Raw genomic sequence first — 17,869 nt, 5'->3', positions numbered from 1 at the left:
AGGTGAAGTCTGCCCTTTTTTAAGTCTTTACCGATAGGCAGAAAGAGCAAATGTGGTTATTGTAACTACTGCGGCAATTTCTTCGATTCATTCATGAGTGATTACATTGCCGTGAATAATTCAGGATCAGTTATTTCATAATTTTCATCCCAGACATTATGATGGAAGGAAGCTTATTTTTCCCCAAATGTCAGATTCCATTTCTCTTTATCCTTATCAAAAAAACGCTGTCCAACGTATCATTCATGAGAAGAATACCTTGCTTGCCTATGATGTCGGCGCCGGGAAAACATACATCATGATCGCAGCAGCTATGAAATTAAGGCAAGAAGGAATATCCCGGAAAAACCTCTTTGTTGTTCCAAATAACATTGTCGGACAATGGGAACAAATGTTTTTCACCCTGTTTCCTTCCTCAAAAATACTTACCGTTGCACCAAAATCTTTTAAACCGGAACTCCGTCAGAAAATTCTAAGACAGATACAGTGTGGTGACTTTGATGGGATTATTATGGCATATAGCTGTTTTGAACTGATTCCTTTATCTCAGGAGTGTCTTTTAAAACAAATGGATTCAGACCTGAAACAGATCCAGGATGTAATTAAAACCATCCGATCTGAGCCTGGTATAGGGGCTGCTTTAAACAGAGAGGAAAATTATATCAGAAAGTTAACAGGACAACTCTCATCTTTATTCCATACTGCTACAGATGAGATAACTTTTGATAAACTTGAAATCAATACAATATTTGTGGATGAAGCCCATAATTTTAAAAATATTCCCATTCGTTCAAACCTTAAAAATATAGCCGGAGTCAATCTAAAAGGTTCTCTGAAATGTCTGCACATGCAACATGTCATCCGCTGTATACAGGAACAAAATAACGGAAGAGGAGCCGTGCTTGCTACCGGGACTCCTTTAAGCAATTCGATTTCTGATGCTTATGCAATGCAAATGTATCTGCAGCCTGATATTATGAAAGAGACACATCTGGACCGCTTCGACAACTGGATCAAATCCTTCGCAAAACCAGAATATGTGTGCGAGATTGATGTAGACACTTCAAAATATCGCTACGTACATCGATTGGCAAAATTCTTTAATCTGCCTGAATTGTCACAGATGTTTGCATCTGTTACCTCATTTTATTCTGTTCAGGAGGAAACAGGACTTCCAGAAATAAGGAATCATCATAACATTATATTAAAGGAAAGTCCTGAGCTCAGCAAATATATGGAAAATCTCTGCAACCGCACAGAGTTGATCCGTGCCAGGATAATTGACAGATCAAAAGATAATATGCTCAAAGTAAGTACAGACGGCAGGAAAGCAGCCTTGGATCTTCGTCTGGTCAATCGCACACAGCCCCAGGATGAAACATGCAAGATCAGGCGATGTGCAGAAAATGTTTTATACCTGTATCGGAAATATCCCCATTGTTCACAGATTATTTTTTGTGACTACTCCACTCCCAAAAAGGACAGATTTAATGTTTATTCTGAACTGAAAGAACACTTAGTGGAGCAGGGCATACCTCAAGAAGATATCGCTTTTATCCACAGCTATCAAGCCGAAGCATCCCGATTATCATTATATGAAAAGGTAAATACAGGCAACATCCGCATCCTGATTGGATCTACTTTTAAGTTAGGGATCGGAGCCAATGTGCAGACACTGCTTAAAGCCATCCATCATCTGGATGTTCCCTGGAGACCTGCCGATATGGTTCAAAGAGAAGGCCGAATTATCCGAAAAGGAAATCACAATAATGAAATTCACATCTTTCGATATATCACGGAAGGTAGTTTTGATTCATATTCCTGGCAGCTGCTCGAAACAAAGCAACGATTTATTTCACAATTCCTAAGCGGCTCTGCTTATCAGCGTTCAACATCTGATCTGGAAGATAATGTACTGACTTATGCGCAGGTAAAAGCACTTGCAATTTCAGAGCCTCTGATGAAAGAACTTGCAGAAAAGCAAAATGAACTCCATCGTTTGCGAATCCTGTCATCATCTTTCAATTCGAATCTTTCTGCTTCTGTTAAATCAGCAGAAAATAAAAAGAAACAGCTGTCTGTATTAAAACAACGACTTGAATGCACCATTGCAAATGCCGATCATTTGAAAAAATTTGGAAAAGAGGATTATAAACATTCCGCAGATTCCATAAAATCCTCTTTAGATAAAAATACTATTTTAGGTGAAATTCCTTTTCCAGAAGATTTGGAAGTGATGGAATTCAAAATCACTCTTCCCGAGAGGCAAAATGTAAAAAAACCGTATATTATTCTTAACCGACTTAACACCCCATACTCCGTAAATGTGTCAATGTCCTCTTCGGGAAATGTGCGCCGCCTATATAATTTTTTTATTCATTTCTCCAGACAGATAGAAGAAACTCAAAAACAACTGGACACACTGGAATCTTCTCTTAAAGAACTGGATGAAATAAAAGTAAGAAAAAATCCATATCCCGATCAGATCCAGTTATTACAAAATGAAGTGGATGAATTGCAGAAGCAGATACCAAAGAAGAAATCATCCTGGCATACATAAGGAGCAATATCTCCAAAGAGCAAGATCCACCCCGTAATACAAAAGCAGAATTTCTGTCTTTTACATTCTCCGTGACCTTGCTCTTGATGGGGATTCCGCTTCCCCATACCTGCATATATCCGGCTTGTGATTGAAATCCCCGCAATGATCCAAACAGCTGATCAGATCATCCAACTGGGCCCTAAATTCATTGAGACAATATTTTTATCACCTGTCTCCTTTGAACCTCAAAAAAGCCCTGACAGTTTTACTATTAACCGTCAGGGTTTTCTATTCTTTAACTTATACTCTTCTGTTCTTTGTAAAAGTAATTCGATTATATGGTTTCAGGTTCCTGTCCATGTACTACACCATTTTTATTTTTGTATCCTGGCACTACACCATTTACTACACCATTTTTCTAAAAAACTACACCACTTTGCGATAAGTTATGATACTTTCCCGATCATCCCCTGTCGCTCCTATCCCTTGCATATCAAGGCTTTCCGGGCACTCCCGTCCCCTACTTCTCCTCGCACACCTGGAAGATATAAAACTTCAGATAATAGGAATCTCCCGCGCCCCACAGAATCGGGTGATCCGGCGCCTGCGTTCTGAACTCCACCTGTCTGAGCCGTTTGTGCACGTTTCCTGCCGCCTGGGCAATGGTCCGCGCGAAAAGCTCCGGATCCATGAAATGGGAGCAGGAACAGGTTGCAAGGTATCCTCCGTCTTTTACAAGCTTCATCCCTCTTAAATTAATCTCCCGGTACCCTTTTACCGCTTTTTTCACAGAACTTCTCGACTTGGTAAACGCAGGCGGGTCAAGGATCACGACATCATACTTTTCCCCCTGTTTTTCCAGCTTTGGAAGCAGGTCAAACACATCCGCGCAAAGGAATTCCACCCTGTCTTTCCCAAGACCGTTCAGTGCCGCGTTCTCTCTTGCCTGGGCAACCCCCAGTTCAGATGCATCCACGCCGGTCACATGCGACGCACCTGCCAGCGCCGCATTAAGAGCGAAGGAACCGGTATGGGTAAAGCAGTCCAGTACGCGGGCGTCTTCACAAAGCTTTGCCGCGGCCCGTCTGTTATATTTCTGATCAAGGAAGAAACCGGTTTTCTGTCCGTCTTTTACATCCACAAAATAGCGCACCCCGTTTTCTGTGATCTCAACTCTGGTATCAAAAGGCTCACCGATAAATCCCTTAAACCGTTCCATTCCTTCCTGTTCCCGCACCTTGGCATCGCTTCTCTCATAGACGCCCCGGATATGGATGCCGTCCTGTTCCATCAGTTCTCTCAAAATACGGACAATCACCGTTTTCATCCTGTCGATTCCAAGCGCCAGTGATTCCACCACAAGGACATCGGAAAATTTGTCCACAACGATTCCCGGAAGGAAGTCCGCCTCCCCGAAAATGACGCGGCAGCTCGAGATGTCGTCCATGACCTTTTTTCTGTACTCCCACGCGTTTTTCACCCGCATCCGGATAAATGGCTCATCAATTTCCTGATCGCGGCTGCGCGTCATCATGCGCACAATAATCTTTGAATTTCGGTTTATAAACCCGCGCCCGAGCGGGTATCCGTCAAAATCCCGGACAATCACAATCTCTCCGTCCTCAAAACTTCCGGCGATACTCTCCACTTCATTATCATAGATCCAGAGCCCGCCCTGCTTAAGTGTGCGTCCTTCTCCCTTTTTCAGTGTCACAATCGCGTTTCCCATATTTTCCTTCCCTTTCCTGTTCCAGGTATTTTTCTTCTATCCTCCGGTTTTCACCGGCCCGCCTTTCATTTTTCTGTCATCCGGCTGTTTTTCTGCGCCGCCATCTTTATCCTGCGGCGCACCGATGTTACTATCATATCACAACTTCCGTTCTTGTAAATAACGCCGGACAGATTTATACTGAAAAAAGCAACAACAAAAAAGAGGCGGTATCAAAATGGCAGACAGAATCAAAATTCGCGGTGCACGCGTTCATAACCTGAAAAATATAGATGTGGATGTCCCCCTGGGCAGGATAGTCGGCATCTCCGGCGTATCCGGTTCCGGCAAATCTTCTCTTGCCCTGGGCGTTCTTTATGCTGAAGGTTCCAGACGGTATCTGGATGCCCTCTCCACCTATACCCGCCGGCGCATGACCCAGGCTGCAAAGGCAGATGTGGATGAAATTCTCTACGTTCCCGCCGCACTTGCACTGCATCAGCGCCCCGGCATCCCCGGCATACGAAGCACCTTCGGCACCGGGACCGAACTTCTGAACAGCATTCGTCTGATGTTCTCAAGGCTCGCCAGCCACAGATGCCCCAACGGCCACTATGCGGCACCGTCCCTTGCCGTAGCCGCAGGACAGGAACTCATCTGTCCGGAATGCGGAGCCCGGTTCTATGCCCCTTCTGCTGAAGAGCTCGCATTCAACAGCCAGGGGGCCTGCCGTACATGTGACGGGACAGGAACTGTCCGGTCGGTAGACCGCTCCACTCTGGTACCGGATACGTCCCTCACGATTGAAGAAGGCGCCGTTGCTCCGTGGAACTCTCTCATGTGGTCACTCATGGTTGACGTATGCCGTGAAATGGGTGTCCGGACCGATATTCCTTTCCGGGATCTGACAGAAAAAGAGAGAGACATCGTCTACAACGGTCCTGCCGAGAAAAAGCATATTCTCTATCACTCCAAAAAGACTAACCAGGCCGGCGAACTTGATTTTACATATTATAATGCCGTATACACGGTAGAAAACGCTCTCTCAAAAGTCAAGGATGAGAAAGGGATGAAACGTGTGGAGAAATTTCTAAAAGAAGAAACCTGTCCGGACTGCGGCGGCTCCCGTCTTTCCGAAGCCGCAAGAGCACCGAAGCTGTGCGGGCTCTCCCTGGATGAAGCCTGCCGCATGACGCTGTCTGATCTGTCCGTATGGGTTGGCGGTATTCCTTCCTCCCTCCCGGAGGAAATGCGTCCCATGGCGGAAAGCATCTGCGAATCCTTCCGCACCGCGGCGAAAAGGCTCCTGGATCTGGGACTCGGCTATCTCACACTGGACCGCTCCTCCTCCACGCTTTCTACCGGCGAAAGACAGCGTATGCAGCTTGCACGGGCAGTGAGAAACCGCACAACCGGAGTACTCTATGTACTGGACGAACCGTCTATCGGTCTCCATCCGTCCAACATCACGGGGCTGACCGGGGTAATGCATGACCTGATCGCGGACGGCAACTCCATTGTGCTCGTCGATCACGACACACAGATCCTGGCAGAGTCCGACTGGATCATCGAGATGGGCCCCGGAGCGGGAGCTGAAGGTGGATCTGTGATCGCAGAAGGGACAGCAGAAGAGATTTCCCGTAATCCGAATTCAAAAATCGGTCCGTTTCTGTCCGGAACACCGCGGGCCGCTCAGCGCCCCCGCGCTTCGGCAGAAGAGATGTATTCCCTTGGACATATCCAGCTGTCCACCGGCCCGATTCATACGGTAAAGCCTCTGGAAACCGATATTCCAAAGGGACGGCTGACCGCAGTCACCGGTGTGTCCGGCTCTGGAAAAACGACGCTGATACTGGAAAGTCTGATCCCCGCACTGCAGGCCAGAATCCGGGGCACAGCCCTTCCGGAACACGTACTTTCCGTAATCGCAGAGGGTATCGGGCAGGTCAAGCTCATCGACGCCACCCCGATCGGCATCAACGTTCGCTCTACCGTCGCCACGTACGCCGGTATCCACGACGATCTCCGCAAAACATTTGCGCGGACAGCCGATGCGAAAGCTCTCGGTTATAAGGCGGGAGATTTTTCGTACAATACAGGACGCCTCCGCTGTCCGGCCTGCGACGGAACCGGAATTATCACCCTCGACGTCCAGTTCCTGCCCGATGTCAGAATCACCTGCCCGCAGTGCCGCGGCTCGAGATATGCAAACGACGCACGGAAGATCTGTTACACAGACAAAAGGGACAAAGACGCGCATAAATGGACGCTTCCCGATCTGATGGCCATGAGTGTCAGCTCTGCCCTGAAAGTATGCGGATCGCTGAAATCAGTCCGTCAGAAGCTGCAGGTTCTCGAAGACCTCGGCCTTGGTTACCTGACTCTCGGAGAAGAGACTCCCGGTCTCTCAGGCGGCGAAGCACAGCGTCTGAAGCTGGCAAGTGAAATGGGAAAGGCACAGTCGGATTCTGTTTTCATCTTTGACGAGCCCACCATCGGCCTGCATCCGCTGGACGTGCAGACACTCATCGGCGTCTTCCAGACTCTGATCGACAATGGCGCTACCGTCATCGTAATCGAACACGACCTTGATGTCATACAGAATGCGGACTATGTCATCGATATGGGCCCGGGCGGCGGTGAGGCAGGCGGCAGGATCGTCGCCAGCGGAACGCCGGAGCAGATAAAAACCAGTCCGGAAAGCATCACAGGCTGTCATCTCTGACCTGCAGACAACTTCGTATCTTGAGAGAAAAAGTATTTCGTGCTATACTGATAGAATACTAAAAGAAAGGACAGCGTATTCATGCCAACTATCAAAGCAGTAAAAAGTTCTCCTGAAGGGAAAAACGGTGTTTTTGCCGAATCCGCAGAAGTCTCCGAACTTCCCAGTCCGGAGCATATGCAGATGCTTAGAGAGATCTGCACAGATGCTCTGAAAAATGCCTACAAAGAACAGGTTAACGTCCTCCTTTTCCCAGCAATTCCCTATGCGGAACAGAATTCCCTTATGTTTCAGGCGATATCCATCCAGTATAAAGCCATGAGAGAATTTCAGGACAGTCATCCTTATCCTAAGGAAATCCGAATTCTCTGCAAAGATGACCGTGTACTGAATATGTATATGGTCGTCTGGAACCTGTACTATGCGGAAGACAAAGCGTCAAGAATGAACGACGGCAGATGGGACTAAGCCTATCTGCCGTCGTTTCTCTTCAAAACGCAGATCCGGATGAATGTCTCATGCATTTCCGTGCCATTCTTCCCCTTCCGCCTTTTTATCTGTATACACTTTTGCGTAGACTTTCACAGCCTCTTTAAGCGCCGCCATCGCAAGTTCCACGGCCACCTGATTAGCCGCATCCATATGGCCGTCGTCGCTTAATTCCGCTGCCAGATCCTCTGATTTCAGATTGTACGCTGCCATAACCGGCTTGTTCACAGCAATCGTACACAGCGCAGCCAGTGCGGCGCAGATATCCGCGCTCACCTGAGGCGCCGCCTCATACCCCATCACCGTAATGTAATCTCTGTGTGCGTCAAATCCCAAGCGGATCATGGGAGAGCCATCCTCGTCCTGTATTGTACACACACCCGGAGCATTCTCCGGGACTCCCCATCCTGTTCTGTCCTGAATCAGACGAATCATTTTTTCTGCATCTGTCGCCATTTTATCTTCACTCCTTCCGGGAACCCCTGTCCGCTGTCCGATACCATACCTGCATGCAGTCTTCTGTTCCATAGATCACGCTGTACATCCCATGTGATCGTCCCTTTTTCAGGAGTTCTTCGTGTTTTTCATACGCTTTCTTTATATCATATTTCAGCGTAAAAGTACATACAGCATCTTAACACAATCATAAATAATCCCGCTCTCTTCTTCCAAACCGCTGTAACTTTCAGTTCCAACGGCTTAGCTTTTAAAACAAGGGGTGCAACCTGAGCACCCCTCGTGATATCATTCTATATTAGATTATTTCTGCCTATTTTTGAGATTTACCGGCTGCTTCCTGAGCAAGTTTACCTTTAATACCGAGTTCGGGGATAGACAGCCCTATAACTCCGGCAATTACAAGGAAAACAAACCCGAGTATGAACTTAAGAGTGTAGTTTGTGCTTCCGTCGGGCATGACAGCAACGGCTGCGACTGCGGTGGGAACTACAAACTGGAAAATCCCAAGAGCGGTCTGGAGCATTCCTGACGCGGCACCTGTCATTTCCTCGCCAAACTGTTTTGTCAGATGCAGCAGAGGTATTCTTGTAAAGTTTACGCCGACAGTTGCGGAGGCTATAAGTCCCGCAAGAGCAAAGAGCAATATGCTTAATATGCTTCCGGCAGGTTCAACGAGCCAGCCTGCAAGATAAAGACCGCCGCCGACAACGCACATAAAAAGATAGGGAATATTGAATGTACCTATCTTGCCAAGAACCATTCCCGAAACAATACCACCTATGATCAGACATACGTTGAGGATTGTTCCGAGTCCGCTGGCATCATAACCGCGCTCAGCGAAGCCCTGAGTAAGGCTTGTGTTTATGATGAGAGAGGTACCGACCGCACATCCTCCACATATCATGGTTTTCCACATGTTAGAGCTTTTAAGGACTTTCACAAAAGCGCCTTTCGGAATTTCCGGAGCCGGTCCTCTCTTTGTCTGATTATCCGGCTTGCACATGATCGTCCACGCTACAAGAACGATAGCGCCGACTACAGCGACTCCGCCGAGTGCAGCCTGTACCGAAGGATATACGGGCCCTGTCGCGAATGCAAGTGTAGTTCCGATACCGCCTGCAGCGCCGAAGCACCCTGCTGCAAAAGGAATATCTTCAGGTTCAAACAGATTTCCGAGCATTTTAGGTCCTACTATTATAATAGGAAGAAGAAATGCGCCTATAAGAACTGTCGTCACAAGAAGGCCTGTATATGATGTTAAGAATACTCTTATTATCATACAGGCAACAGTCAGCACAAGTGAAACAGATACAAACCATTTGATGCTTTTCCGGTCCAGGATGTTTCCCACTATTATACTGAGCACAGCTCCGGGTATTCCGCCGATCGTGGAAATAGCTGCCAGCTGTACAGTGCTCATATTAAAGACTTCCAGAGTATCAAGCCGTACGGTAAAAATCAGATTCGAATAGTAAAGTACTGCCGTACCCAACATCAGAATTATCAGCATGGTATAGCCATATGCTTTGCTTGTTTTATTCATAGCAAAACCCCCTAACTGAACACATATTTAATGTTATTTTTTTCACAAACTTCCTTTAGAACAAACCATATCCGAACAAGCGGATATGGTTTGTGTTATTGAATCATATAGATTCAAGGAAACGTTTCAGATATGTCTTTACCTGAGTTACTTTATAAGCATTCTTTCTCAGAACAAAGCAGTCGGCTACAGCCATATCTACAGCCTGATCAATCAGATCTGCTGTCATAGTCTTCCCTTTCAGATAATCCTCCACCTGATACAGGCGAATCGGTACCGGGGCAACCCCTCCGAGAACGAGTCTGATATCGTCAACCTTGTCCGCGGCTTTTTTTACGGCAGTTGTAAGACTGATGATAGCAAAGTCAATAGACGGACGGATTCTGAGCTTCTCATAATGAGTTGTGTATCCGTCAAGTTTGTTTACGCGGATTTCCTTTACGAGCTCGCCTGGTTCGAGCATATCTTTCGTATCAAGTTCGGTTGTAAAGAAATCCTTTGCGTTTATCGTTTTTTTCGTAGTGACGATCTCTGCATCGTCCATAAGAAGGACGGGAGAGATATCAGAAGCGTTTACGGAATAACATGCACAGTTCATGCAGCGCTTTGCTTCCTCAAAGATTGCTTCCTCAGGTACGGTATCGGAATCTTCTTTGTCGATTCTGCGTTCCGAAACAGGAGTTTCGATATCCTTAACAGAATGCTTGATGCTGAGGCAGTCGGGATCAAATTTTGTAAAGCCTTTCTTCTCATAGTATACAGGGCAGTCGATGCCATATGTTTTATTGATATCCTTGGCGGCTTCACGGCCCTGACGGATAGCGGAAGCTACTGTAGAAGGTCCTGAAACAGCATCTCCGCCGGCATAAACGTCTTTCCGGTTTGTACGGCGTGTCACCTCGTCAGTCTTAATGCGGCCGCGTTCAACAGCAAGGTCGTACTCTTCTTTCAGGAATGAGAGGTCAACTCTCTGCCCCGCCGCCATAAGTACGGAATCAGCATCAATGCTGAGAAGTTCGGTGTCGTCATATTCCGGTGAAAAATGATGATCTTCATCATAAACAGAAACACAGCGCTTCAGTTCCATTCCGGTGATCTTTCCGTCGGCATAAAGAGCTTTCGATACGCCGTAGCTGTTCATGATTTTTATGCCCTCTTCAAGAGCGCGGTGAATCTCCTCCTCGCTGGAAGGCATTTCATCTCTTGCCTCAAGACAGGCGAGAGTTACGGTTTCGGCGCCAAGACGTTTTGCTGTAACGGCAACATCCATGGCAACATTTCCTCCGCCGATTACGAGAACGTGTTTACGCTCTTTTTTCTGCATCCACTGATTTACTTCGACGAGGAAGGAAAGGCCAAACTCTGTAAATTCCTCGCCGTCGAAGCCGAGTACCGGTCTGCTCCATGCGCCTGTAGCGTAGAATACTTTATCGTACTGTTTCTCAAGATCAGCAGCTTCAACGTCTTTTCCTACGGTTACGCCGCACTGGAATTTCACGCCCATGCCCTTCCAGAGTTCTTCGATCCGATCCACATATTTAAGAGGAAGCCTGTAATTGGGAATTGCGTATCTGAGCATTCCGCCGGGCTTTTCCTGTGAATCGAGAATCGTTACGTCGTGCCCTGCCTTGCGCAGATAATATGCGGCCGTAAGTCCCGCAGGACCTGAGCCTACGAGGACAACTTTCTTCCCTGTTTCTTTTTCCGGGGCTGTATAATATCGCTCCGGGTGAGCAAACATATAATCGCCCATGCAGCGCTCAACTGTATGGATTCCCACACTGTCGTCTCCCTCTCCCGGAGCCTCAGTGGCCGCGAGATGTCCGCGGTTGCAGTCATCCTGGCAGAAGTGAGCGCAGATACGTCCTGTGATTGCGCCAAGCGGATTATACCCGATCAGAATATCGCATGCACCCTGCATATCATGGTTGCGGAGCAGTTCCATATAGCTGCCGATATCTGTTCCCACCGGGCAGCTGAGCGAACAGCCGGTAACCTTTGTTTTCATTCCGCCGTAGATTGAATGATATCTGTTGTCGCCTCGAATGGCGTAGCACTCTGAACCGCCTTTGCGTGCACAGTTTAAAATTCCGCCGCCGTCTTCCGGATATCTGTAATACCAGCAGCGTACATCCTGGCAGATATTTCCTCCGATTGTTCCAATATTCCGGATAAGAGGAGAGGCTACTGTGTGTGCAGCCTCATTCAGCGCCACACATGATTTTGAAAGTTCTTCTGAGGAAACAACATCCTTTAATTTTGTGATAGCTCCGATGGCGATCTGGTCGCCTTCGTCTCTGATATAGGCGCCGTCCTCAATCGTTTTAAGATTGACAACCGTTTCAGGCATCTCATTGAGGATACGGGTGCGCATTACGGTCATCAGGTCGGTTCCGCCTGCCATTACGACCTTAGAAAAATTCTTATTTCCTTCAACAGCCTTTCCGGCTTCTTCAAAGGATTTTGCATTTATATGTTCAAAATTTTCCATACTTCAATTTCTCCTCCATCAAGCTTTTCCCAGAGCCTTCAAGATGTTCTGCGGAGACGCCGGATATGTCATGTATTCCACACCGATCGCGTTCTGCACTGCCATCTGGATTGCTGCTGCACCTGCTGCGCCTGCGATCTCGCCAACTCCGACAGCCCTGAACCTTGAAATGTTAGGCTGGCTTTCTTCAATTACAAGATCCATTGGCGGGAAATCGTTAAATGTTCTCCATTTGTAATCAATCAGATTGCCTGTTACAAAGCGGCCCGTGTACTCGTCAAGGATGTTTTCCTCAAAGAGACCTGTATCGATAGCAGCTGCGCCTATTCCGCCCTGCATCTGCATTTCGAGCGCTTTCGGGTCGATGATCTGCCCTGCATCAGTACCGGAAACAAGACGAAGGATTTTTGCAACGCCTGTTTCAACATCAACTTCCAGCTCAACAAAGTTGATAACGCAGTTTGGAGCCGCATAGTTAGCTCTCCACTGTCCCTTGCCGATGATATCGGTTGTGTAAGGAATGCACTCTTCCCAGGAGATCTTTTTATGCGGTTTGTTGTACGGGAAGAGGAATCCGTCTTCTGTGCGTACCTGCTCCGGTGAAATGCGGAGCTTTTCGGCCGCGATCTCTTTCAGCTGACGGAGAGCGTCTTCAGCAGCTCTTGTAACGGCAGACCCCATTGTAAGTGTTCCTCGTGAACCGCACAGACCAAAATCTTCTGGATTGTCCCAAGAGCTGGACGGTGTAACGTGAACCTTATCGCAGCTGATGTTCAGGACTTCAGCCACCATCTTTACAATAGCCATTCTCTGGCCCTGGCCGAACTCGGTACAGTCGACCATAATGATAGCGTCACCCTTCTGACGGAGCTGAACCAGAGCCTCCGAGCTGTCCTCTCCGACATCGCCGTTGCCGTGGATTGACACGCCTACACCGATCCTCTTTGGTCCGTTCACAGCGGTAGGTTTCATCCAGCCTTTCCACTTCTCCGACCATCCGAATTTATCAGCTGTATCTTTGATCATCTTACGATAATCTACTTCATGACATGTATACCACTTGCAGTCACGCCACATGTACGGTACACCGTCGTGTACGAAGTTGTTTATGAAGAATTCTACAGGATCTATATCCGCTTTCCTTACAGCATCGCAAACGAGAGGCATCATCGCGGACTTAAGCTCCTGGCCGCCGAATCCGCGGACAGTACCGGAATACGAACGGTTTGTGATAGCCATAATCGTATCCACATCCCACGCCTTGCAATGGGAAAGTGCAAGCTGCATTTCGCCAAGACCTACGGCGGTGATACAGTATCCCGCATCGTCAATCGTTCCCGAGTCCGCGTACCAGTTGCCTTTTACAGCTGTAACGATGCCGTCCTTCATAGCGAACTCGATATCCATTCTGGATCCTATACGATATTCAAAGAGGAGGAACTGATCTTCTTTGTTGTAGATGTATTTAACGGGGCGGTGCGTCATACGTGAGCATACGCCGAGGATAAGGGTATGAAGCGTATATTCCTGTTTCTGGCCATAGGATCCTCCAGTATTGAAAGTATGGCCATGTATAACGAGGTCGTGCGGCATACGCCCACCTACGTCCGGGCACATCTGGAGCTGATGGCAGTTCTGCGCAGCGGCCCACATTTCGTATGTACGTGTTCTTTCGTCCCATGTCATGATCGCTGAAGGCGGTTCAGGAGCAAGGGGAACAGTGCGGGTTTCAAACCCACAGACGCCACCGCCGATTGCGTCAGCTTCTGCGAATTCCTTTTCAACATCGCCGCGCTCAACACTTCCGAGCATCTTTTCGTCGCCGAAATCCAGGAATTTAGGCCACTTATTGCAGCCGAACTCTTCGTAAATAACAGGCGCGTCAGGCTCCATGGCCTTCATGGGATCAAACACTGCTGGAAGCTGTTCATATTCAACCTTTATAAGCCTGATTGCCTGCCGGCAGAGGTCTTCGGTCTCAGCACAGACAATGGCAACCGCATCGCCCACGCTGACAAGACGTGTGTCAACAATCGGCTTGATGGCGGGCTGTCCATTCATATACTCTTTCGCCCAGTCGGGAAGATTCTTGTATGTAAGAACAAGCTCTACGCCGGGGATCTTCTCAGCCTCTCTGGTATCAATGCTTTTGATTCTTGCGTGCGCATAAGGGCTGCCCAGTACACGGCAATAAAGAAGATTGTCAAAACGCGCATCTTTGGCATCTTCCATGAAAACGCACTTGCCGGTTACTATATTGCGGGCGTCCTGTCTTGGAACATATTTGCCTATATGGCGGTACTCTTTCTTATCGACAAGATCTGTTTTTTCCATAATTTACCTCCCTTCATTTGCTACCTGCTCTACCGCTTCAAATACATGATAATGACTTATGCAGCGGCAGAAATTGCCAGACAGTGCCTCACCGATCTCTTCTCTTGTCGGGTGCGGATTCTTGTTCAGCAGAGCTCTTGACGTCATAATGATCCCTGGCGTGCAGTATCCGCACTGGAATGCGTACTTGTCAATGAACGCCTGCTGCAGCGGATCGAGTTCACCGGTCTTGGGGTTTTCGAGGCCCTCTATTGTAGTGATGTCTGCTCCGTCGCAGTCGACTGTGAGAATCATGCATGATGTTACGGGATCACCGTTCATTATGACTGTGCAGCAGCCGCATGCGCCTTCTTCACAAGCGTCCTTTGCTCCTGTCAGGTTTAACCGTTCACGCAGTGTTTTAACAAGCACTTCTGAATTCGGTATAACACCTTCGATCGAGCCGTCACCGGTCATAAACGTATACTTCTTTCCGTTAACGGTCAGGGTAATAGGTTTGATCTCCATGTTTTCTGCTCCTTTCATGTATTATATTGCCATGGCCATATAAATTATATGAATTTTGTCAAAAAGCACATGGAAACCGGCGTTAGATCCAGCCAAAAACATAACATCGAACTAAAAAATACAAATGTATTTTTAAATCATATGCATTGCTTTCACGAATCGGCGCAATGCCAGAATATGTACTTTTTATCGTTAAAATCCATATAATATTATTGGTTTTCAAGTACATTCTATACATATTGTGATATTATTGTCAAGCGAAACAAAAAATACATTTGTATTAATTAAAATATGTAACATCTCTTGAATCTTGAAATGAGATATTGTAATATTATGATATTAATGTTAAAACTCCTAGATACCAATATTAAAATGTCTTTATAAAAGCTGAAAGGTATGGCGACAGATATGGGTAATATTCAAGACAGAGCGAGAAGCTGTTTATCACTTATGAGTGACAGGCTTTCGCAGGTGATATATTCTGCACAGGTAAATTACAACATTACAGGAGATTATGTCCATATAGCGAAAATGCTGAGGTCTCTTTTTCAGGAGTTTCCCCAACACATACATTCCGAGAAGCTGATCAATACATTTTCCGCCTGTCAGAGCGATCTCAATCAGCTCAGACCTCTGGCAAGCTTCAGGGTCGATCGCGACTATATGTTTTTCGATCCCGAACTTGTTTCTCTTGGAAAAAATGAGGTATTCCTTGACTGCGGAGCCATGGATATGAGTACTTCGTTGGAATTCGCATATAATACTCAAGATTCATTTAAGAAAATAGTGGCGTTCGACCCAGATCCGGTATGCGCGGAAGTCTGCCGCGACAATATGCTGTTTTTTTCAAAGGGAAAAAGGAGAAATGTATTGTTTTTCGACTGCGGCATCAGCGATCATAATGGGACTGTGCCTTTTGAGCGTTCAGCAGAACTGGGAAATTCGAGAATAGTAGTAAAAAGCGAAGAGAATATACCTGTCAAAAAAATTGACGATATCCCCGAGTGTGCAGATACGACATTTATAAAGGTTCATACAGAAGGCTCTGAGTACAACGCGTTGAAGGGTGCCGAGAACACTATCATAAAAAACAGACCGGTGATAGCGGTGAGCTGCTATCATAATCTTTATGAACTGTTGGACATACCTGCATATTTAAAGAGGATAGTCCCTGATTATTCGCTGTACATGAGGCATTATTCAACAGGCACGTCTGAGAGCGTGCTTTACGCGATCCCGGCTGTAAGATAAGAGTTTGGAACGATTTACATTCAGAGCAGTTCAGTCTTGCTCAAAACTGCCCTTTTCTCGATCCGAATCTGATATTTTCATGAAGAATTACAGTGCTTCAAAATATCAAAAATCATCTATAGCGTCTGCAGCTTTTATGCTGTTGAAGACAAAGTCTTTCAGGTGTCCTTTCATCCATTCAATAGAATTCGGTGAATGTTTGCCTACATAGACCTCATCAAGAAGAAGATTTCTGTGTTCTCCGAATGATACTATAGCGCCATTGACAGCGCGGCTTATCGTTCGGGAACGCAGGTATCCTTTTTTTTGAGAATAGATCTGTATAAGCTGAGCAAGCATCATTTCGATCTTGTGCTGGACAGTGCTCTGGAGTATGGCGTTCATTTCCTCGGATTTCTTGCTTTCCGGAACAATAATGTACATCATCATTATCTTAGAACGGTTGGCAGGATTAAGGCAGTAGTCAATCTGTAAATCAATGATTTTTTCTATAAGCCGCCATGCCGTATCTCTGTCAAGCCTGTTTTCATTCAGCAGCATTTCTATTTCCATTTCGATCGGGTCAAAAACAGTAAGCGTGTCATGAATGATATCCAACAGTATCTGTTCATACAACTCTTCCTTAGAACCGTAATGCACCGTTATCTGTCCTGCGGAAAGGCCGGCATCCTTTGCTATCATCCTCACAGTAGTTGAGCCGTATCCGTATCGGCTGAACAGTCTGAGCGCAGACTGCTTGATTTTTTCTTTATTTTCAGGTTCTCCGGCCTGTCTTTTTTCTCCTCTCATCCGTTTGTTTTCGCCTCCACATCCAAATATTGTTCTTCTCTAATCCCCGGTTATTTTTGTCATAAGACGTCCCATACCTTAAATGAGCTTTGCCTCTTGAAAACTCAATATTTATTTTAACAATAACGCCCTGCCTTTTCAACTTTTTTCGGATACACTGCCTGTCAATGTTTAGGTATAAAGTAACCGCCAAATAATACCGCGGTAAAATTTAAAATTACCCCAGCCCTTTGCGAGTTGGAGTAATTCACTATAATTCACATGCGATTTTTGATAGATTGGAGTTTTTCACTCCAAGGTGCCAGCTCTGCCAGCTGTTTATCGGTCATGTCTTTACCTGGCCGGTGCTCTAGCAGAAATTTAAGATATCCGTAAATATTCAAATCGTGTGCTTTTGCCATCTCAACCATTGTGTAGACCACGGCACTGGCATTCGCTCCCTCTACGGAATTGCTGAACAGCCAGTTCTTCCGGCCTACTGCGAATGGACGGATCGCATTCTCACTGAGATTGTTAGTAAAGCTGCATCGTCCGTCTTCCAGATAGGTCTCTGCTGTATCACGCCGGTTGAGAACATAATTCACAGCTTTATCCATCCGGGTATTCCGGACTGGCTTCTGCTGATCGAGCCACGACCAGAAAGCCTCCAGAACAGGTTTTTCCTTCTCGAGACGCAGCTGCTTCCGCTTTTCATAATCACCAGGATACTTTTTGTTAATGGAGTCCTCAATGGCGAATAACCGGCTGCAGTACTGGACTCCCTGCACTGCCGGATGGCTGTAGTCATACTGTTTTCCTTTGGGAACGGCATCGATAAAGTATCGACGGATATGTGCCCAACAAGAGCAGCGTCTGATCCCTGGAAGATTGTTGTATCCCTGATATCCATCCGTTTCCAGGTATCTGTATATTTCAGATAAATTGACCATCCTTCACGGTCAATCTGATCACCTTTCACGGAGATTCAGATCACTGATCTCGGAGAGGTATGGTCGGTGATCAAAGTCATTCTTATAATGATGATGGCACAC

At 46.7% G+C, this 17,869-nt stretch carries 11 protein-coding genes and 1 pseudogene; 4 read left to right on the top strand and 8 right to left on the bottom strand.

The annotated features are described in order from the left end of the window. The first annotated feature begins 187 nt into the window (after nt 1-187). Nucleotides 188-2,560 carry an SNF2-related protein gene (locus tag LKD70_RS17320; RefSeq protein ID WP_227709125.1) on the top strand — a complete coding sequence of 791 codons (2,373 nt, stop codon included), beginning with the start codon at nt 188-190 and terminating at the stop codon, nt 2,558-2,560. Between the two features lie 502 nt (nt 2,561-3,062). Here LKD70_RS17320 and LKD70_RS17315 read toward each other — a convergent pair. Then, nucleotides 3,063-4,271, bottom strand: a complete 1,209-nt coding sequence (locus LKD70_RS17315; RefSeq protein ID WP_227709124.1) for a class I SAM-dependent rRNA methyltransferase — start codon at nt 4,269-4,271, stop codon at nt 3,063-3,065. Nucleotides 4,272-4,488: 217 nt separating this feature from the next. On the opposite strand from LKD70_RS17315, the gene LKD70_RS17310 reads away from it, so the two are divergent. Together LKD70_RS17310 and LKD70_RS17305 are read left to right on the top strand one after the other, a co-directional pair. Then, the gene (locus LKD70_RS17310; protein WP_227709123.1) at nt 4,489-6,975 is read left to right on the top strand and encodes an excinuclease ABC subunit UvrA; all 2,487 of its coding nucleotides are present in this window, start codon (nt 4,489-4,491) and stop codon (nt 6,973-6,975) included. 81 nt (nt 6,976-7,056) lie between these two features. Continuing rightward, a complete protein-coding gene (locus LKD70_RS17305) occupies nt 7,057-7,443 on the top strand; it encodes a hypothetical protein (RefSeq protein WP_227709122.1) in 387 nt (128 codons plus the stop codon). 48 nt (nt 7,444-7,491) lie between these two features. Here the strand turns inward: LKD70_RS17305 and LKD70_RS17300 are convergent, their stop codons facing one another. The 5 genes from LKD70_RS17300 to LKD70_RS17280 form a co-directional block, all read right to left on the bottom strand. Continuing rightward, the gene (locus tag LKD70_RS17300; protein WP_227709121.1) at nt 7,492-7,920 is read right to left on the bottom strand and encodes a hypothetical protein; all 429 of its coding nucleotides are present in this window, start codon (nt 7,918-7,920) and stop codon (nt 7,492-7,494) included. Between the two features lie 313 nt (nt 7,921-8,233). Beyond that, a complete protein-coding gene (locus LKD70_RS17295; RefSeq protein ID WP_227709120.1) occupies nt 8,234-9,466 on the bottom strand; it encodes an MFS transporter in 1,233 nt (410 codons plus the stop codon). A 103-nt stretch (nt 9,467-9,569) separates the two neighbouring features. Continuing rightward, nucleotides 9,570-11,957, bottom strand: a complete 2,388-nt coding sequence (locus tag LKD70_RS17290; protein ID WP_227709119.1) for an FAD-dependent oxidoreductase — start codon at nt 11,955-11,957, stop codon at nt 9,570-9,572. A gap of 18 nt (nt 11,958-11,975) precedes the next feature. Further along, nucleotides 11,976-14,291 (bottom strand): xanthine dehydrogenase family protein molybdopterin-binding subunit, encoded by a 2,316-nt coding sequence (locus LKD70_RS17285; RefSeq protein WP_227709118.1) that lies wholly within the window; start codon nt 14,289-14,291, stop codon nt 11,976-11,978. Between the two features lie 3 nt (nt 14,292-14,294). After that, on the bottom strand, nt 14,295-14,798 hold the full coding sequence (locus LKD70_RS17280) for a (2Fe-2S)-binding protein (protein WP_227709117.1): 504 nt from the start codon (nt 14,796-14,798) through the stop codon (nt 14,295-14,297). 450 nt (nt 14,799-15,248) lie between these two features. On the opposite strand from LKD70_RS17280, the gene LKD70_RS17275 reads away from it, so the two are divergent. Next, the gene (locus tag LKD70_RS17275) at nt 15,249-16,049 is read left to right on the top strand and encodes an FkbM family methyltransferase (protein ID WP_227709115.1); all 801 of its coding nucleotides are present in this window, start codon (nt 15,249-15,251) and stop codon (nt 16,047-16,049) included. 105 nt (nt 16,050-16,154) lie between these two features. On the opposite strand, the gene LKD70_RS17270 is transcribed toward LKD70_RS17275, so the two are convergent. Both LKD70_RS17270 and tnpC read right to left on the bottom strand, forming a co-directional pair. Beyond that, entirely contained in the window at nt 16,155-16,838 is a 684-nt protein-coding gene (locus tag LKD70_RS17270; protein ID WP_227709114.1) for a TetR/AcrR family transcriptional regulator, read from the bottom strand. Nucleotides 16,839-17,095: 257 nt separating this feature from the next. Beyond that, a pseudogene (tnpC, locus tag LKD70_RS17265) lies at nt 17,096-17,740 on the bottom strand (IS66 family transposase); the annotation flags it as partial. Between the last annotated feature and the right edge of the window lie 129 nt (nt 17,741-17,869).

This window comes from Ruminococcus turbiniformis, assembly GCF_020687545.1.
GTDB classification, from domain to species: domain Bacteria; phylum Bacillota; class Clostridia; order Lachnospirales; family Lachnospiraceae; genus Mediterraneibacter; species Mediterraneibacter turbiniformis.
Note: the sequence above shows the minus strand (reverse complement) of the source record. Positions and strands in the feature narration are given on the sequence as shown.